The organism is Photobacterium damselae (genome assembly GCF_003026815.1).
GTDB lineage: Bacteria > Pseudomonadota > Gammaproteobacteria > Enterobacterales > Vibrionaceae > Photobacterium > Photobacterium damselae.
The window spans coordinates 115120-133797 of the sequence record NZ_PYOG01000008.1 but is presented as its reverse complement, the minus strand read 5'-3'; the positions used below and the strand labels follow the sequence as shown (position 1 = coordinate 133797).

Genomic DNA, 18678 nt, shown 5'->3' with positions numbered 1-18678 from the left:
ATGTCTGAGATTGTAAAACCGACCCAGCAAGAGCAAAACGAAACAGCGATTGAACTGAGTGCAGACCATCACCATGCTCCCGCAAAAGGATTAAAGCGGTGGTTACTGACAACTAATCACAAAGACATTGGCACCTTATATTTGCTGTTTAGCTTAACCATGTTTTTTGTGGGTGGTGCCATGGCGATGGTTATTCGAGCCGAATTATTTCAGCCTGGTTTGCAACTGGTCGAGCCCAACTTCTTTAATCAGATGACCACTGTTCATGGTTTAATTATGGTGTTTGGTGCGGTAATGCCAGCTTTTACTGGGTTAGCAAATTGGATGGTGCCTTTGATGATAGGGGCACCAGATATGGCTCTACCTCGGATGAATAACTGGAGCTTTTGGATCTTACCGTTTGCCTTTTCGTTACTGTTATTTTCACTTTTTATGGAGGGCGGCGGGCCTAACTTTGGTTGGACGTTTTACGCGCCACTTTCGACAACTTACAGCCCTCCGAGCACTGGGTTATTCGTCTTTGCCATTCACATAATGGGGATCAGCTCCATCATGGGAGCCATTAATGTGATTGTTACCATTATGAATATGCGCGCCCCTGGTATGACGTATATGAAAATGCCCTTATTCGTGTGGACTTGGTTGATTACTGCGTTTTTACTGATTGCGGTAATGCCCGTACTTGCTGGGGCTGTGACCATGGTGTTGACGGATAAATACTTTGGCACCAGCTTTTTTGATGCCGCAGGTGGTGGTGATCCAGTGATGTTTCAGCATATCTTTTGGTTTTTTGGTCACCCAGAAGTCTACATCATGATTTTACCAAGCTTTGGGATTATCTCAGCCATTGTGCCCGCCTTTTCTCGTAAACCTTTGTTCGGTTATAGCTCCATGGTGTATGCCACAGCTTCCATTGCAGGTCTGAGCTTTTTGGTGTGGGCTCACCATATGTTTACCACGGGAATGCCTGTGGCCGCTGAATTGTTCTTTATGTATTGCACCATGTTGATATCGGTCCCAACTGGAGTCAAAGTTTTCAACTGGGTAGCAACCATGTGGCGAGGCTCGATTACTTTTGAAGTACCAATGCTTTTTGCTATTGCTTTTATTGTGCTGTTTACCATTGGTGGCTTCTCAGGTTTGATGCTCGCCATAACACCTGCTGATTTTCAATATCATGATACTTATTTTGTGGTGGCGCATTTCCACTATGTTCTTGTCTCTGGTGCCATCTTTTCCATTATGGCAGCCGCTTATTATTGGCTCCCTAAATGGACCGGACATATGTTCGATGAACGATTGGCCAAATGGCATTTTTGGTGCTCACTGATTTCGGTCAATATCCTCTTTTTCCCGATGCATTTTTTAGGCTTGGCAGGTATGCCGCGTCGTATTCCCGATTACGCTTTGCAGTTTGCTGATATCAATGCCGTAGTCAGTATCGGAGGTTTCTTATTTGGTTTATCACAATTGCTGTTTGTGGCGGTGGTGATCAAATGTATACGTGGCGGCGAACCAGCAGGAGCCAAACCATGGGAAGGGGCGACAGGGTTAGAATGGACTGTACCTTCGCCAGCCCCGCACCATACTTTTAGTACGCCACCCAAAATTGATTAAGGTGAGCTTATGGCCAAACAACATTTGCGAACATCACTCAAATTGGGGCTTGCCGCTTGTGCCATGTTTGGCTTTGCCTTTGCTTTAGTACCGTTATATGACGTGTTTTGCGATATCACAGGAATTAATGGCAAAACATCGGGAGAACAAGCCCAGCAAAGCCTGCAGATAGATACCAGCCGTGAAGTTACCGTTGAATTTGTTGCTTATATTTCGCCAGGTTTGCAGTGGGAATTTGTGCCAGAGGTCAATCAGATCACCGTCCACCCTGGAGCGAATACGTTAGTGAAGTATCGAGCAAGAAATCTCAACACTCAACAGGTTGTAGGACAAGCTATTCCTTCCGTTTCCCCCGGATTGGCCGCGCAATATCTCAATAAGGTGGAATGTTTCTGTTTCAATCGTCAGCCCTTAGCGGGGGGAGAAAGTGCAGAATTACCTTTGCTATTTTATGTTGATCCTAAGCTACCCGATTCTATTTCGACGCTCACCTTAGCCTATACCTTGTTTGAGATGAAAGGTGAGGAAAACACTAAGACTGCACCATCTAAAAACGCTACTACTCAAGTCGTTTCGTTACCTTTGACTATCGCCCGTAATCAATGAGGTTTACTTATGGATAAGTCACCACAGCAACCATCTTATTATGTTCCCGATTCGAGTATCTGGCCTATTGTTGGTGCCGTTGCTCTGTTTTTGATCGCGCTTGGTGCGGGGACTACGGTTGGAAATCTCTTGGCTGGTAATGGACCGTGGATACTGCTTACTGGGCTGGGTATTTTGCTGATCATGCTGTTTGGTTGGTTTCGTGATGTGATTATTGAGTCGATGCAAGGGCTTTATAGTTCGCAATTAGATCGCTCATTTCGCCAAGGTATGAGCTGGTTTATCTTCTCTGAAGTGATGTTTTTCGTGGCCTTTTTTGGGGCTCTTTTCTATGCCCGTATGATAGCTGTTCCTTGGTTAGGGGGAGCCAGTAACAATGCGATGACTCATGCTGTATTGTGGCCAGACTTTGTTGCGATATGGCCGCTAGAAACCACACCAGATGGCCGTACAACTCAAGCCATGGGACCTCTGGGTTTGCCACTTTATAACACGCTTATTCTTCTGACTTCCTCGGTCACTATTCATATTGCTCATATGGCAATGGAACAAAACAGACGCCCCCGAGTGATCCTATTTTTGTTGCTTACTGTTTTACTTGGTGCTCTGTTTGTTTATTTACAAGGGGTGGAATATCTTCATGCTTATCAAGAGATGGGGTTAACTCTTGATGCGGGAATTTATGGTAATACCTTCTTTATGCTAACTGGTTTTCATGGGTTGCATGTCACGCTAGGTGCCGTATTGCTGTTTATTGTCTGGTGTCGCGTCATGATGGGGCATTTTAGTGCGCATAAGCATTTTGCTTTCCAAGCTGGAGTTTGGTACTGGCATTTTGTTGATGTGGTTTGGCTTTGTCTTTTTGTGTTTGTTTATATTTTATAGCGTTTAGTAAGGACGCGGATTTGGGGTAATCCAACCAAATACAAGCGCAAGGATAATACCAACCAGAAGTAATACAGATAAAGCGACACGCCATCCTAACGTTTTACTCATAGCTGGTTGTGATTGAGGATTAAGAAGTCGTGGTAAAGCACGAAACAGATTGAACACAGTAAATAGTAACAGTGCAATAAGAACAATCTTAATGATCATTATTGTCCTCTCTATTGAGATGGGGTGATGACTTTAAGCCTAGACGCTTGCATAGGAGGGAACAAGATGAAGCGAATAAGCTTTTTGCTGTTTACCTTATTGATGGTAGCGCTCTGTTTGCGTTTAAGCTGGTGGCAAGTCGAACGAGCACAAGAAAAATCACAACGACAAGTGATGCTGGAGCGTCGTAGCGAACAAACCTATCACCATATTGATAGTTTGCCCAATGATCCGCGTTGGTATCAATTAAATGTGATGGGACAATTTGATCAGCGACATGCAATCTTATTAGATAATCAGATCCATCAAGGGCGAGTGGGCTATCAAGTTCTACTGCCTTTTGTCAGCCAACAGCGTCTTTTCCTGATTAATTTAGGTTGGCTTGCCGCTCCCCGTTACCGGGAACAATTGCCGTCTATCCCTCATTATTATTTGCCTATTCGGTTAACTGGATTGATTGATATTCCTCAGTCGTTATTACAACTGGGCGAGCAAGTCGATGAGCTAGAAGAGCTGATTCAAGAGCCCAATTCTCTGCAGCAACAAGTATTGCGAGTACAAAATCTAAATCTTGAGCAGCTGGCACAAAAACTGCAAAAACCGTTAGAGCCGTGGATTTTGCAATTAGACCCAAATCATAAACTGGCCTTACAACAACATTGGCAGGCCGTCGTGATTGGGCCTCAGAAACATTACGCTTATGCGCTGCAGTGGGGGTTAATTGCCGTGGCAATATTACTGTTAAGTCTATGGTGGCAAAGGAGAGTCAAACATGGCCAAACAGCGTAAATCTTACCTTTCTATCTTTGGACTCATTATGGCTTTTCTGCTGCCTATTGCGTTGGCAAAAGTCATGCTAGAAAAAAAATGGTATCAAGGCGGAGTCACCAACAAGGGCTCTTTAGTTGCCCAGCCGATAACCATTCCTCAATTACAACAAGATGCCCGTTGGCAACTGATCTATTTATTACCCAATGAGTGTCAGCTAGCGTGTTTAGGAGCTTTGTTTACGTTGCAGCAAGTTCCACAAGCGATAGGGCCTGAGCGTGATCGGGTGATCAGCAAAGTCTATGTTTCACGTGAAACATCATTAGCTGACATTAACCAGAAGATTAAACTCAGCGAATTATTTCAAATTCAAAGTTTGCAGAACTATCAGTTTTCTGTGTTACCGAGTTTCCCCAAATTAGAACAGGCATTGAGCCAATTGCAGTTTGCTGGCATTGGCCTGTATCTGATAGATCCGCTCGGTAACATTATGATGGCGTATCCGCTGGCCTCGGAGAAAACAGCGATTTTGGCGCAAGGAAAAGACGTATTGCGAGATTTAAAACGACTGCTTAAGGTGTCGAAAATTGGCTAAGGAGGGCTGATGACTGGTTCTCATGTCCATCAGATATGGTTATCTCGTTTCATTGTTGCGACCTTTATTTTTTCCATTGTTGTGGTGGGGCTTGGTGCATTTACTCGCCTTACTGAATCAGGGTTAGGTTGTCCTGATTGGCCGGGTTGTTATGGTTTTCTTGCGGTACCTAGTAACAGTGATGAGTTGCGACAAGCACAACAACTGTATCCAGAGCAACCCGTTGAAGCGAGTAAAGCCTGGTATGAAATGGTCCATCGTTATGTCGCAGGCACCTTGGGTGTTTTGATTTTATTACTCAATATTCTTGCTTGGCGTTGGCAGGAAAAAGAGCCGTTATTACCAAAACTGTTACTGCTTCTGGTGTTGTTTCAAAGTGCGCTTGGGATGTGGACTGTCACCCTAAATTTGATGCCGATAGTGGTTATGGGGCATCTGTTAGGGGGCTTTACTTTGGTTTCTCTGCTCTGGCTTTGGTATCAGAAACGCCATACTGAGGTGGTTCAAACCTTGCCCGCTGACAAGACTCGATTATTACAAGGTTATTTAGGTTTATTGCTGGTGATTGTGATTGGGCAAATTGCATTAGGTGGTTGGACTGCCGCCAATTACGCCGCATTAGTTTGTACCTCTTTGCCGATTTGCCAAGTGAACTGGGTTGGTCAATTTCAACTGTCAGCCTTTGATCCCATTCCACACTCAGCTAGCAGTTATCAATATGGCATTTTGGATTATGGGCAGCGCGTTTCGATTCATGTTGCACATCGGATAGGGGCAATAGTAACAGCAATTGTAACTATCGGGGCGGTGATTTGGCTCTGGCAATGGCGTCATCTGCGTTTACTCAGTTATGGCTTAAGTACTGTGTTGTTACTGCAAGTAGGGTTAGGGATCACCAATGTTGTTGCTTCTTTACCCTTAAGTGTTGCAGTGGCGCACAATGTAATGGGATTGACTCTACTGCTTGTGGTTATCAAAGCAAATTATCAAGTTTGGCTCTGTCGTCGGGCAGACTCTTATCAAACGCTCCACTCCATGGAAGGAGGCATCAATGGCTAAATTACTGACTGTTGCAACAACCACATCTCGTCCTCGAGTTGCTGTGTGGCAAGACTATTTGACCATGACTAAACCGAAAGTGGTTGCCATGTTAGTGCTCACCGCATTAGTGGGAATGTGTCTTGCCGTACCCGGTTTACCACCATGGAAAAACCTAGTGCTTGGTCTGCTGGGTATTGGTTTACAATCTTCAGCTGCTGCTGCATTTAACCATATTTTAGATCGCCACTTTGATGCCAAAATGGCGCGGACCTATCACCGCCCTCTGGCAAAAGGGCGCATTGAGACTTGGAAGGCGGTGCTATTTGCCACAACGCTAATGGTTAGTGGCTTTTACTGTCTCTGGCTACTTAACGCCTTAACTGCTTGGCTGACTTTTGCCAGTTTAGTGGGCTACGCTTTGGTCTATACCGTTTGGCTTAAACACGCAACGCCACAAAATATTGTTATTGGTGGCATTGCAGGTGCTGCGCCACCACTGCTAGGTTGGACGGCGATTACGGGCTCTGTTGACCCGCATGCTTTGCTGTTGGTGATGTTAATTTTCACTTGGACACCACCGCATTTTTGGGCTTTGGCCATTCACCGCCGAGATGATTATGCTAAAGCCAAGATCCCTATGTTGCCAGTGACTCATGGTATAGAGTTTACCAAGACCATGGTGTTGCTCTATACCGTTATTTTGTTTGCCGTTGGTTTATTACCTTGGCTAACGGGCATGTGTGGTTGGGTGTATCTGTTGGCCAGTAGCGTGCTCAATCTTGGCTTTGTCGGATATGCGTTAAAGCTTAAATTTGCTGACAGTGAAGGTCATGCATGGGCAACATTTAAGTATTCAATTTGGCATTTATTAGCCCTTTTTGTGGTGTTACTGCTGGATCATTGGCTAAGTGTGTAGTCGTTTCACGCAAAGCGTAAGTTATCTTCTTTTGTTCTGTTAGGCCTCTAGGTACACTGGCTTTCTTTTCTGATCTCAATTGATAAAAGAATGGCGAGTTTGCCAACTAAAGAGGTGTGTGTGCTTGCGGCATTAAAAGATAAATCTCTCCACTACCAAGTGTTTGCTTTAGCACTGCCAATGGTGCTTTCTAATATTACGGTACCGCTGCTGGGCCTTGTTGATGCGGCGGTTATTGGACATCTAGAACATGCTTGGTATTTAGGCGGGGTTGCCGTAGGTGGCACCATGATCAATGTGACGTTCTGGTTGTTAGGTTTTTTACGTATGGCAACCACAGGGATTAATGCGCAAGCTGTTGGTCGCCAAGATAGATCAGGTCAAGCGACCATCTTTGTTCAGGGGATTGGGTTAGCTTGGTTATTGGCTTTACTCTTAATTGTGTTCCATCAGCCCGTTAGCCAACTTATTTTTCATTTCAGTGATGCTAGTGCGCAAGTTAAAGAGTATGCCGGGCAATATTTTTCTATTCGTATTTGGGGCGCGCCTGCAGCATTAGCCAATTTGGTGATCATGGGATGGCTGTTGGGAGCTCAAAATGCTCGTGCACCGATGTGGTTATTGATTGTTACCAACCTTGTTAATATTGTCCTCGATGTGTTCTTTGTCTTAGGGCTGCATTGGAAGGTGCAAGGTGCAGCAAGTGCTTCTGTCATTGCCGATTATAGTGGCATGTTATTGGGGTTCTATTTTGTTGCTCGCCATTGGCAACAGCAGCAATTACCACCGTTAAAAGAAAAACTCAGCGCATTACGTTATGGCATGGGGCGTTTGCTCAAACTCAATCGAGATATCTTTTTACGTAGCTTATGTTTACAAGCCGCTTTTACTTTTATGACCTTTCAAGGGGCAACGCTGGGCGATAATGTAGTGGCAGCCAATGCGGTACTGATGAGCTTTTTAATGTTGGTCTCTTATGCGATGGATGGTTTTGCTTATGCCATGGAAGCGTTAGTCGGTAAGGCTGTGGGAGCCAAGGATAAACAAGAGCTTGGTCGTTATTTAACGGGAACCACATTTTGGAGCTTGATGATCTCACTGTTACTGACTTTGGCTTTTGTCTGTTTTGGGTCATCGATTATTAATCTGATCTCCAGCATTCCTCAGGTTCAACAACAGGCTGCTATTTATCTTCCTTGGCTTACTGCTGTGCCGCTGGTTTCGATGTGGTGTTTTCTATTGGATGGCATCTTTGTTGGAGCGACACGAGGTCGTGAAATGCGCAATAGTATGTTTGTCGCTATTTGCACATTTTTTGTGGTGTGGTGGGCGCTATCTAGCTACGGAAATCATGCACTTTGGGCTGCGATGTTAGCCTTTATGGCGATGCGAGGTCTGACTCTTGCCGTGGTTTTTGCTTATCAATGGCGGAAAAATATCTTTCTATCACTGTCCTGAATAAACAATGAGTTATAGATAGATCGCATAAATTTACAACAAAAAGAGCAAAAAACACTATCTATCTGAAGGGCGTTTTGGTTAAAATGCGCTCAAGTTTTGCACAGGTGGAAGAGATGAGAAAAGCGTTTTTATTACTTTTTGTCCTCTTAATGAGTGTCAGTTTTACCTCGACAGCGTATGCGAGTAAAGCCCGTAAAATGACAGTGACGGCGACAGCCTATAACTCAGTACGAGCACAAACTAACTCAAATCCCAGCATTGCAGCATGGGGCGATAGATTAAAGCCAGGCATGAAAGCCATTGCTGTATCACGAGATTTATTAGGGAAAGGACTAAAACGAGGAACGAAAGTCAAAATCTCTGGGTTACCCGGTGAATATGTGGTGCTAGATAAAATGCATCACCGCTGGCGCAATAAAATCGATATTTATATGGGAAAAGATATTCGGGCTGCTAAGCAGTGGGGACGACGAAAAGTCACCTTAACCGTTCTGTAGATATCGACAGTAAATAATCACGATAAAAAAACCGCAATCTCATCAGATATTGCGGTTTTTTTTATGATAGTCATTCTTAACTGAATTAGTAGTAAGAGTGATCACCACGAGCGTGTTCGGTTACATCACGAACGGCGTTTAGCTCACCTTCAAATTGAGCTAATAGTTCTTTTTCAATGCCTTCTTTTAGCGTGACATCAACCATAGAACAACCGTTACAACCGCCACCAAATTGAATGACAGCGATGCCATCTTCAGTGATCTCAATCAGAGAGATGTGACCGCCATGGCCTGCAAGTTGAGGGTTTACTTGGGTTTGGATTACGTAATCTACGCGTTCCATAAGTGGAGCATCATCAGCTACTTTACGCACTTTAGCATTTGGTGCTTTAAGTGTTAGCTGAGAACCCATTTTATCGGTAACAAAATCGATCTGTGCATCTGTTAGGAATGGCAAGCTTAGCTCGTCAACAAAAGCGGAGAACAAATCGAACTTAATTTCAGTATCGTTAGCTTCTACTGCTTCTGGTGGGCAGTAAGAAACACCACATTCCGCATTAGGCGTACCTGGGTTAACTACGAATACTCGAATATTGGTGCCCTCAGGTTGTTGAGCTAGCAGTTTGCCAAAGTGCTCCTGAGCGCTGGCAGAAATAGTGATCATTGACACGACGTAATACCCGACTTATTTAGTAAGATTTAGCTATTGTACTATTGAATCGCTTTTCTATCACCATCTAATAGTATCATCTATGATTTAACCCCAGTTTTGTCCGATTTGCGAGGAGAAACTTGAAATTGTGTTACTGGGGTATAACTCAAAGCGTACACATCGATCCGTTCTATATGAGATGGTAATAAGCTGATGAGCTCTTTCAAGGTACTTCCTGTGGTAACAACATCATCGACCAGTGCAATATGGGGTGGCAGTTGCTTTGCCTGTAATTGAAATGCCCCTTTTAAATTTTGCTGTCGTTCAGAGCGTTTAAGCTTCTTTTGTGGTGGTGTATGACGAGTACGGATGAAACCATGAGATAGACATTCGCTATTTAGAGCTTTAGCTAAAGACCAAGCCAGTAGCGTACTTTGATTAAACCCTCGTTGCCAAAGTCGATAACGGTGTAGTGGTACTGGTAGTAACACAGGTGCTGGTTGCTCAATTTGTTGTGCCAGCCATTGGGCTAAAGGTGCTGCAAGATAAAATTGGCGTTGGAATTTAAATTGGTGCACGACTTGCTTGAGGGGAAATTGATGAAGACCAAGGCGATAAAAATGGTGCCAAGGCGGTGGTGACACTAAGCATCGGCCACAAGTCAATGTCGATGCCGATTGGGTTAAGGTGGCCCCACAACGCTGGCAATAATGCAATTGCTCGATATGACGGCGACAGTTATCACACCATAACTGTTGTCCAGAACTTAACGGTAAGCGACATAATCGGCAGTGCCACGCTAAAATTGATTCTGGGTTGAGCTTAGATAGAATGGAGTGCCACATCATCGATTACCGTTTATAAATAAGGAACCAGCTTACATGGCAGCAGAGTTATTTTGGCACACTCAAGGGCAAGGACCAGATTTGGTTCTCATTCATGGCTGGGGAATGAACAGTGCGGTATGGCAACCTGTGATGCCGCTCCTAACTTCGCATTTTACGGTGCATTGTTGCGACCTTCCCGGTTACGGAGAGAGTGCATTGCCTTCTGCATCCAGCCTTACTGAGATTGCCAAACAGGTGTATCTGTCAGCTCCAGTTGAGCAAGCCGCTTGGCTCGGTTGGTCATTAGGTGGATTGGTTGCCACCGAAATTGCCTTGAGAGCTCCGGAGCGAGTGAGTCATCTTATTACGGTTGCCAGTTCTCCTTGTTTTGCCGCTTCTGAAAATTGGAAAGGAATTAAGCCTGCGGTGTTACAAGCGTTTATGGCGCAATTAGAACTTGATTTTCAGCCTACCATAGAACGTTTTATGGCATTACAGACGATGGGCAGCCCGAGTGCACGACAAGATATTAAACAAGTAAAACAAGCGGTACTGGCTAAGCCTCAACCGCAATTAGCCGCGTTACAGATTGGATTACAGTTATTAGCTGAGCAGGATTTACGACCACAACTGGGGGCTATTTGCCAACCTTGGTTGCGTTTGTATGGTCGCTTAGACGGTTTGGTTCCAGTGAAAACGTGTACTGAAATGGAGCGACTGGCACCACAATCTCAAGCGGTTGTGTTTGAGCAAGCTTCTCACGCCCCTTTTATTTCTCATCCCGAGCAGTTTATCGATCCGTTATTGGCATTTTGCCATCCATAATTAATCGCTAATAAATGTAATTTAAAGCTCAATTTTTGTTCAGTCTTGCCGATAATATCGTTAGCCATCGTTCACTTTTTCTCTTTTCTCTAGGTTGGCATAGACTGAACATATGATTATTTCTCCTATTCAAGCTGGCACGCCGATCAGTTCGCCTTCGGTGAATCCTCCGACAGAACAAGCTGCGCGGGAAAATCGGGTGCGAGAAAAAATTGTGGCGACCACCGAGCCCACAGCTAACTTGCAAGAGCGGGGTGTTCAAGGTGATGAGCGGGCTTATCGTTCGATAGCAGAAGAGGAGCGTCCGCCGATTGAGCAACAAAAGCAGTGGGCTAAGCATCGGGGTTATCAACAACGGTTAGAAACCTTAGTCGCGGCACTGTCTGCCGATAGCTATTTAGCTGAGAGTGATCATGGCTATTCGATGCACATTAAGTTGCCACGAGAGTTATTGGAAAAGTTGGCGCAAATTAGTGAGGTGGAGCGAACGAAAGGGGTGATTAGCCATCATTATGCGCTTGCAACTGTGCCCAATCCGCCTAATGCCATGTTGGTAAAAATCTAGCCTTGGTTAATATCTAAAGAGCGTTACGGTAAGAAGAGTTAGAACAATAGTATCGGTACTTGGAGCCATTAGTGTTATTTAGTTGGATGCATGAATCGAAAAATGCCCAACGATAAACGCTGGGCATGATAGTTCAACTTGCTAGTGATTACTTTTTCTTGGCGTTAGCAAACGCAGCCGCAAAAGCACCACCAAAAGCACTGTCGGTATTGTTTTGATTGCGATCTGAGTGATTGCTACGAGGGCGATTCTCTTGACGGCGATCAGCTTGTGGACGTGATTGGCGAGTTGGCTTTTCTGCGCCAGGTTCGTCATTTAAACGCATCGACATACCAATACGTTTACGCTGTAGATCCACTTCCATCACTTTTACTTTTACGATATCGCCCGCTTTAACCACTTCACGAGGGTCAGAAACAAACTTATCGGATAGGGCAGAAATATGAATCAAACCATCTTGGTGTACGCCAACATCAACAAAGGCACCGAAGTTCGTTACGTTGGTGATAACCCCTTCTAAAATCATACCTGGAATCAGATCTTTAACTTCATTAACGCCTTCCGCAAAGGTTGCAGTTTTAAACTCAGGGCGAGGGTCTCGGCCTGGCTTATCAAGTTCACTAATGATGTCCGTTACCGTTGGTAGACCAAAATGCTGATCGGTGTAGTCAACCGCTTTTAAGGTGCGCAGAAACTCGCTGTTACCAATGATAGCGTCCAACGATTTGTCGTTTGCACTGGCGATGCGTTTTACAACTTCATAAGATTCCGGGTGAACAGCAGAGCCATCGAGTGGGTTTTTACCGTTCATGATTCGTAAGAAACCTGCACACTGCTCAAATGCTTTCGGCCCTAATCGCGCCACTTTTTTCAGCGTAGTACGTGCTTCAAAACGGCCCTTTTCATCACGATAATTAACAATGTTTTGCGCGATAGTAGCATTAAGACCTGCCACGCGAGTGAGTAATGGTGCTGATGCCGTATTAACATCGACACCCACGGCGTTTACACAGTCTTCAACGACAGCATCAAGACGTTTTGCCAGCATGCTCTGACTAACATCATGTTGGTATTGACCCACACCAATGGATTTTGGATCAATTTTCACTAATTCAGCGAGGGGATCTTGTAGGCGACGACCGATAGAGACTGCACCACGAATAGACACATCAAGATTTGGGAACTCGTTAGCCGCGAGCTCTGATGCTGAGTAAACGGAAGCACCTGCTTCACTAACCATGATACTTTGGACCTTTAAGCCGTTATCTTTAATCAGCTGAGCCACAAAGCTGTCGGTTTCACGCGAAGCTGTACCATTACCAATAGCAATCAGATTTACTTGATATTTAGCAATGAAAGCCAGTACTACTTTACCCGCTTCAGCAATTTTGTTGTGAGGGGCGTGAGGGTAGATTGTTGCCGTATCTAATAACTTACCGGTTTCATCAACTACGGCAATTTTTGAGCCTGTACGTAGACCCGGGTCGATAGCAAGCGTGACACGAGGACCGGCAGGCGCTGCCATTAATAGGTCTTTAAGGTTATCGGCAAACACTTGCATTGCACCGTCTTCTGCGCGTTCGCGTAGGGCTGCCATTAACTCAGTTTCCATGTGCATTAGAATTTTAATGCGCCATGCCCAACTGATCACTTGTTTACGCCATGCATCACTTGGCTTAGTGCCTAACTGAACTTTGTAGTGATCGGCAATAATCACTTCGCAATATGAGCCACGTACGGATTCATCTTGGTTTGGGTCGGCATTAAGAGATAGCTGTAAAAAGCCTTCATTACGACCACGAAATAGCGCTAGAGCACGGTGAGATGGGATCTGTTTAACTTTCTCACTGTATTCAAAATAGTCTTTGAATTTCGCGCCTTCGTGTTCTTTTCCATCAACAACACGTGACGTTAACTCAGCTTGTTCGGTGAGATGACGGCGGATCTTCTCAAGTAGAGCCGCATCTTCAGCAAAACGCTCCATCAAGATAGCTCGTGCGCCATCTAGAACCGCTTTGGTATCTGCAAATCCTTTATCGGCATCAATATGATTGTGCGCTGCTATTTCAGGATCTGTGTCTGGATGTTGCCACAATAGGTCTGCAAGAGGCTCAATACCTGCTTCAATCGCAATTTGCCCTTTTGTACGACGTTTTGGTTTATAAGGTAGGTAAAGGTCTTCAAGACGAGTTTTGCTGTCGGCCTGGTTTATTTCTGCTTCTAGTTGAGGCGTTAGCTTATTTTGCTCACTGATAGATTTTAAAATCACTTTACGGCGATCATCGAGCTCACGTAGATAACCAAGACGAGATTCAAGGTTACGCAGTTGAGTATCGTCTAAACCGCCAGTCACTTCCTTACGATAACGGGCAACAAAAGGCACCGTATTACCATCATCTAGCAGGCTTACTGCCGCATTGATCTGCTCTAGGCGAACATTCAATTCGGAGGCAATAAGCTGGTTGATAGAGTTATTCATCCGTTATTTCTCTTACTTTGTCGATAACTGCAGTCATTCTACGGGGGAATTGAGGGGAGGCAAGTTAGAACTGTGTTATATGCGGAGCTTGTTTAGACGCAGATCAGTAAGCTTACAGCAAAAAAATATGCGATAGCCTAAAGAGGGTCTATCGCACGGTGTAAAATTATTAAGATGCTTGATAGCGAATTGCATTAATAAACCACAACTTTTGACCCAGAGGGGTTTGCACCACAGCCTCATCATCCACTTCTTTTTTCAGTAGGGCTCTGGCCATTGGTGAGTCGATTGAGATGTAATCTTTGCGGCCATAAATCTCATCAGGGCCAACAATACGTAGGGTGAGTGTTTCACCTTCTTCGTTCTCAATTTCGACCCAAGCACCAAAAAAGACTTTGCCATCTTGCTGTGGTGAATAATCAATAACCTGCATTATCTCAAGACGTTTTCGTAAATAACGTACTCGACGATCAATCTCACGCAGACGTTTTTTATTATATTGATAGTCAGCATTTTCGCTGCGATCACCAAGGCTTGCGGCCCAAGTTACCTTTTTGGTCACTTCAGGACGCTCTTCTCGCCAGAGATAATCAAGTTCAGCTTTTAGCTTGTTATAACCTTCACGGGTCACCAAATTGGTTTTCATTTAAGCCTCTAACGTTCATTCTGCTTAGTTGCAGAGCCAAAATAGTGACGATGAAATGGGGCGCGGTCAACAGAAAAAGAACAACCAATTGACTAATGGTAGATTTCGATTTATGTATGCCTTTAAGTGATAATAAATTAGATATTATAGTAACAAATCATAAGTGGTTGTTTGGTTCTAGCTATATCGACAAGAAAATAAATCTATCTTATCTTGTCGTTTTGTAAGTGCTATAACATGAGTAGATGATTTTGGATGTCGCAGTATGGAACTCATCTTCGTAGTTGATGACCAAAGCTCGGCAATAAGCGACATAATCTGTAACAATTTAGTGAACGTTTTAATGACGAAATTCAGCATGAGTTGGCGTCTGTCACGTACACTAGGTTTCGTGTTAAAGGCACGATCAATGAAGGTGATATATGCAGGAAAATTTTAAGATTCTGGTTGTTGATGATGATATGCGTCTACGTGCTTTGCTTGAGCGCTATTTATCAGAACAAGGCTTTCAAGTACGCAGCGTGGCAAATGGTGAACAGATGGATCGCTTATTGGCGCGTGAAAACTTTCATTTGATGGTGCTTGACTTAATGTTGCCGGGTGAAGATGGCTTATCAATTTGCCGTCGTCTGCGTAACGCCAATAATATGCTACCGATTTTGATGCTAACGGCAAAAGGCGACGAAGTTGATCGCATTGTGGGTTTAGAAGTTGGCGCGGATGATTATCTGCCAAAACCGTTTAACCCGCGTGAGTTGTTAGCTCGTATTCGCGCCGTATTACGACGTCAGACGATTGAAGCTCCAGGAGCACCAAGCATTGATAGCAAAGTGATTGAGTTTGGTGACTTTCGTTTAAATCTCGGTACCCGTGAAATGTTCCGTGGCGATGAACCAATGCCATTAACCTCGGGCGAATTTGCTGTACTGAAAGCGCTTGTGACCAATGCTCGTGAGCCGATGTCGCGTGATAAGTTGATGAACATGGCTCGTGGTCGAGAGTATTCGGCGATGGAGCGTTCAATTGATGTTCAGATCTCTCGCTTACGTCGAATGGTAGAAGAGGATCCAAGTCGTCCACGTTACATTCAGACTGTATGGGGTCTTGGTTACGTGTTTGTACCGGATGGACAAGAGGCGTAATCATGCGTCTTTCGCCTCATAGTACGCTTGCTCGTACCATCATTTTGCTAGCTGGCTTGCTGATCGCAAGCCAGATTTTTTCCTATCTTACTGTGGTTAATTACGCGCTATTACCAAGTATTCAGCAATTTAATCGAATCTTAGCTTATGAGGTTCGTTTGATGATGAAAGAAGACTTGGATATGGCCGATGGGGAAAAATTCCACCTTGACCGTCCTGTTAGACGCCAGTTACTTGAGCAACTTGGGGTAACCGTGGTTGCGGTAAACAGCCTAGAAGCTAAAGAGTTTGAGCAAGCAACACACATTGATTATCTCAGTGAAGAGATGAGTCATGAGCTTAAATCTCCCACCGATGTCAGATTATTATTAGGCGCCGACAGTTATGAGCTGTGGATGCACTGTGAGGCCATGCCTAATTATTTGCTTCGGGTACCACTATCAGCTCTGCAAGAAGATGATTTTTCTCCATTAATTATCTATAGCTTGGTTATTGCGGTCATGGTGATTGTTGGCGGTTGGATGTTTATTCGGATCCAAAATAGGCCGTTAATGGCGCTAGAACAAGCCGCGATGCAGGTAGCAAAAGGTGATATTCCACCACCATTACCGGTCCAAGGCGCATCTGAAATTCGAGCGGTCACGAAGGCTTTCAATAAGATGGCTGAAGGGATTAAGCAGCTTGAAGATGATCGCGCTCTATTATTGGCCGGGGTTAGCCATGACCTACGTACACCTTTGACTCGAATTCGTCTTGCTACCGAAATGATGTCGCCTGAAGATGGGTATCTGGCTGAGAGTATGATCAAAGATACTGAAGAGTGTAACGAGATCATCAGTCAGTTTATGGATTACCTAAAATCGACTAAAAAGCAGGAAGAAGAGGATGTTGAGTTAAACACCTTATTGCAAGAAGTTGCCGAAGCTGAAGGTGGGTATGAGCGACATATCGAACAAGAGCTAGGACAAGTCCCTGGCGTTGTTCGAGCCAATACCGTAGCCCTGAAACGTTGTGTGTCTAACTTGGTTGTTAATGCGATTCGTTATGGTGACGGTTGGATTAAGATAAGCAGTGGAGCTTCTGCCGATCGACAAACTGCATGGTTCTGTGTTGAAGATAATGGTCCGGGTATTGCCCCTGATGAAGTGACTCGTATGTTTCAACCTTTAACCCGAGGCGATTCTGCCCGCGGCAGTGATGCTGAAGGTACAGGATTGGGCTTAGCAATTGTAAAGCGCATTATCGATCAGCATGAAGGCACCATCAATGTGACCAACCGCAGTGAGGGTGGATTGCGAGTACAGATTAATCTGCCACTTGCAAACGGAAAAGGCAGCAAGTTAACCTTACTGTAATCGTATAGCTGGCAATGCTTACTCTTGATAATGTATCGAGCTAAATAATAAAGCCCACAGTTTGTTATGAACTGTGGGCTTTTTGTTGGTACGTTTTTTCCCTTAGAGGGAGATGAGGCGTTTAGTTTGGCGCAACTTGTTGTTCTAGTTCTTGCTCTGTTTCTGCCTGAGTTTGCGTGTGCTCTTCTGGCAAAATCAGGTTAAGCAAGATAGCGGTAATACCACCTGCTGCCATGCCAGAAGAGAGGATACTTTTGACGATGTCAGGCATAAATTGCAAGATTTCAGGTTTTTGAGCGATACCCAGACCCATAGAAAAAGAGAGTGCCATAATCAAAATTGCGCGGCGATCGAGATGACAACGGGAGATGATACGAACACCTGATGCGGCAATGGTACCAAACATCACAATGGTGGCTCCGCCCAGTACTGGCTCAGGGATTAGCTGAACCAAATTTGCAACGCCAGGAAACAGACCTAGCAGCACCAGCATGGCAGAAACAAAGTAGCCAATGTATCGACTTGCCACACCCGTTAATTGAATGATGCCGTTGTTTTGACTGAACGTTGAGTTAGGGAAACTGTTTAACGCGGCAGCAAGTGCTGAGTTAATACCATCGGCAAGAACTCCGCCTTTGATTCGTTTTAGATAGACCGGACCTGCAACAGGCTGCTCTGAGGTTTCGGAGGTTGCGGTAATATCACCAATGGCTTCTAGAGAGGTAATGGCAAAAACGATCATAAGAGGAATAAGCAGTCCCCAGTCAAAGCCTAGCCCGTATTGCATCGGCATTGGAATGGCAATCAGATCGGTTTGTGCCATTTTAGAACTATCTACCATGCCCATAAACCACGCCAATAGGGTACCCATCGCCATTGCAATCACGATAGAAGAGACGCGTAAATAAGGGTTACGTACTCGGTTAAGTAACACTATAAAGCCCAGTACAGTACCAGCAAGCAGAAGGTTATTTAAGCTGCCGAAGGTGCCACTTTCAATTGCACTATAACCACCACCGATAGAAGTTAGTCCGATCTGAATCAGAGTTAGACCAATTAGGGTAACCACAATGCCAGAGACTAAAGGAGTAATAACGCGTTGAGCATGTTGCAAAATACGTGAAATCACCACTTCGGTTAAAGAGGCAAATAAGATTGTACCGAAAATAGCGGCCATCATGGTTGGGATATCAGCACCACCTGCTTTTAATGCTAGCCCTGCACCAATGATAGGACCTAAAAAGTTAAAGCTGGTGCCTTGAATTGAAAGCAGTCCTGAGCCAACCGGGCCAAAGGTACGAATTTGAATAAACGAGGCAATACCAGAGGCAAACAACGACATACTGACGATGGTATTGGTATCGCTGGCAGGCAAACCCAATGATTGGCAGATAATCAATGATGGGGTGATCACTGCGACAAACATTGCCAGCAGATGTTGGGTTGCGGCAAACAGACTTTGGGCAAAAGGAGGGCGATCGTTTAATCCATAAATAAGATCGCTATTGCGCTTTGGTTGGCTCGACATTGCCATGGTTCCTAATTGTGTTGGCTCAATTGCTTGGTTTTGCTGCGCTGAATGGGCGACAAA

General features: G+C 44.7%; 19 protein-coding genes. 13 read left to right on the top strand and 6 right to left on the bottom strand.

What is annotated here, in order from left to right:
- Genes ctaD through CTN07_RS10025 form a run of 3 tightly spaced genes read left to right on the top strand, consistent with a single transcriptional unit; the run spans nucleotide 1 to nucleotide 3108 of the window.
- Nucleotides 1-1617, top strand: a complete 1617-nt coding sequence (gene ctaD, locus CTN07_RS10035) for a cytochrome c oxidase subunit I (RefSeq protein WP_005302481.1) — start codon at nucleotides 1-3, stop codon at nucleotides 1615-1617.
- Nucleotides 1618-1626: 9 nt separating this feature from the next.
- A complete protein-coding gene (locus tag CTN07_RS10030) occupies nucleotides 1627-2223 on the top strand; it encodes a cytochrome c oxidase assembly protein (RefSeq protein WP_005302483.1) in 597 nt (198 codons plus the stop codon).
- Nucleotides 2224-2232: 9 nt separating this feature from the next.
- Nucleotides 2233-3108: a cytochrome c oxidase subunit 3 gene (locus tag CTN07_RS10025; protein ID WP_005302486.1), complete on the top strand. Its 876-nt coding sequence runs from the start codon at nucleotides 2233-2235 to the stop codon at nucleotides 3106-3108.
- Nucleotides 3109-3111: 3 nt separating this feature from the next.
- On the opposite strand, the gene CTN07_RS10020 is transcribed toward CTN07_RS10025, so the two are convergent.
- On the bottom strand, nucleotides 3112-3318 hold the full coding sequence (locus CTN07_RS10020; RefSeq protein WP_036764675.1) for a DUF2909 domain-containing protein: 207 nt from the start codon (nucleotides 3316-3318) through the stop codon (nucleotides 3112-3114).
- A 66-nt stretch (nucleotides 3319-3384) separates the two neighbouring features.
- Between CTN07_RS10020 and CTN07_RS10015 the strand changes: the two genes are divergently transcribed.
- The 6 genes from CTN07_RS10015 to CTN07_RS09990 all read left to right on the top strand — a co-directional run bounded on the left by CTN07_RS10015 (nucleotide 3385) and on the right by CTN07_RS09990 (nucleotide 8596).
- Complete coding sequence (locus CTN07_RS10015; protein WP_005302488.1) at nucleotides 3385-4107, top strand: SURF1 family protein; 723 nt, start codon at nucleotides 3385-3387, stop codon at nucleotides 4105-4107.
- Nucleotides 4091-4681 (top strand): redox-active disulfide-containing membrane protein, encoded by a 591-nt coding sequence (locus CTN07_RS10010; RefSeq protein ID WP_005302489.1) that lies wholly within the window; start codon nucleotides 4091-4093, stop codon nucleotides 4679-4681. Before CTN07_RS10015 ends, CTN07_RS10010 begins: the two co-directional genes overlap by 17 nt.
- A gap of 9 nt (nucleotides 4682-4690) precedes the next feature.
- Nucleotides 4691-5740: a COX15/CtaA family protein gene (locus CTN07_RS10005; protein ID WP_005302491.1), complete on the top strand. Its 1050-nt coding sequence runs from the start codon at nucleotides 4691-4693 to the stop codon at nucleotides 5738-5740.
- The gene (gene cyoE / locus CTN07_RS10000) at nucleotides 5733-6638 is read left to right on the top strand and encodes a heme o synthase (protein ID WP_005302493.1); all 906 of its coding nucleotides are present in this window, start codon (nucleotides 5733-5735) and stop codon (nucleotides 6636-6638) included. The genes CTN07_RS10005 and cyoE overlap by 8 nt, the downstream gene beginning before the upstream one ends.
- A 120-nt stretch (nucleotides 6639-6758) precedes the next feature.
- Complete coding sequence (dinF, locus tag CTN07_RS09995) at nucleotides 6759-8096, top strand: MATE family efflux transporter DinF (RefSeq protein ID WP_036765223.1); 1338 nt, start codon at nucleotides 6759-6761, stop codon at nucleotides 8094-8096.
- 116 nt (nucleotides 8097-8212) lie between these two features.
- Nucleotides 8213-8596, top strand: a complete 384-nt coding sequence (locus CTN07_RS09990) for a 3D domain-containing protein (RefSeq protein ID WP_036765226.1) — start codon at nucleotides 8213-8215, stop codon at nucleotides 8594-8596.
- An 85-nt stretch (nucleotides 8597-8681) separates the two neighbouring features.
- Here CTN07_RS09990 and nfuA read toward each other — a convergent pair whose 3' ends face one another.
- Nucleotides 8682-9260: a Fe-S biogenesis protein NfuA gene (gene nfuA / locus CTN07_RS09985; RefSeq protein ID WP_005302497.1), complete on the bottom strand. Its 579-nt coding sequence runs from the start codon at nucleotides 9258-9260 to the stop codon at nucleotides 8682-8684.
- Between the two features lie 86 nt (nucleotides 9261-9346).
- Nucleotides 9347-10096, bottom strand: coding sequence for a ComF family protein (locus tag CTN07_RS09980; protein ID WP_068945345.1), 750 nt, complete (start codon nucleotides 10094-10096; stop codon nucleotides 9347-9349).
- A gap of 33 nt (nucleotides 10097-10129) precedes the next feature.
- Here CTN07_RS09980 and bioH point away from each other — a divergent pair, with 33 nt between their 5' ends.
- Complete coding sequence (gene bioH, locus CTN07_RS09975) at nucleotides 10130-10900, top strand: pimeloyl-ACP methyl ester esterase BioH (RefSeq protein WP_005302500.1); 771 nt, start codon at nucleotides 10130-10132, stop codon at nucleotides 10898-10900.
- A 199-nt stretch (nucleotides 10901-11099) separates the two neighbouring features.
- On the top strand, nucleotides 11100-11465 hold the full coding sequence (locus tag CTN07_RS09970) for an ATP-dependent Lon protease (protein ID WP_229519503.1): 366 nt from the start codon (nucleotides 11100-11102) through the stop codon (nucleotides 11463-11465).
- Nucleotides 11466-11613: 148 nt separating this feature from the next.
- On the opposite strand, the gene CTN07_RS09965 is transcribed toward CTN07_RS09970, so the two are convergent.
- Both CTN07_RS09965 and greB read right to left on the bottom strand, forming a co-directional pair.
- A complete protein-coding gene (locus CTN07_RS09965) occupies nucleotides 11614-13944 on the bottom strand; it encodes a Tex family protein (protein WP_005302502.1) in 2331 nt (776 codons plus the stop codon).
- A gap of 169 nt (nucleotides 13945-14113) precedes the next feature.
- Nucleotides 14114-14590: a transcription elongation factor GreB gene (gene greB / locus CTN07_RS09960; RefSeq protein ID WP_036764679.1), complete on the bottom strand. Its 477-nt coding sequence runs from the start codon at nucleotides 14588-14590 to the stop codon at nucleotides 14114-14116.
- A 422-nt stretch (nucleotides 14591-15012) separates the two neighbouring features.
- Between greB and ompR the strand changes: the two genes are divergently transcribed.
- Entirely contained in the window at nucleotides 15013-15732 is a 720-nt protein-coding gene (ompR, locus tag CTN07_RS09955) for an osmolarity response regulator transcription factor OmpR (RefSeq protein ID WP_005302504.1), read from the top strand.
- 2 nt (nucleotides 15733-15734) lie between these two features.
- Entirely contained in the window at nucleotides 15735-17087 is a 1353-nt protein-coding gene (envZ, locus tag CTN07_RS09950; RefSeq protein ID WP_005302506.1) for a two-component system sensor histidine kinase EnvZ, read from the top strand.
- A gap of 121 nt (nucleotides 17088-17208) precedes the next feature.
- Here envZ and CTN07_RS09945 read toward each other — a convergent pair whose 3' ends face one another.
- On the bottom strand, nucleotides 17209-18615 hold the full coding sequence (locus CTN07_RS09945) for a uracil-xanthine permease family protein (protein WP_005302508.1): 1407 nt from the start codon (nucleotides 18613-18615) through the stop codon (nucleotides 17209-17211).
- Nucleotides 18616-18678: the final 63 nt, after the last annotated feature.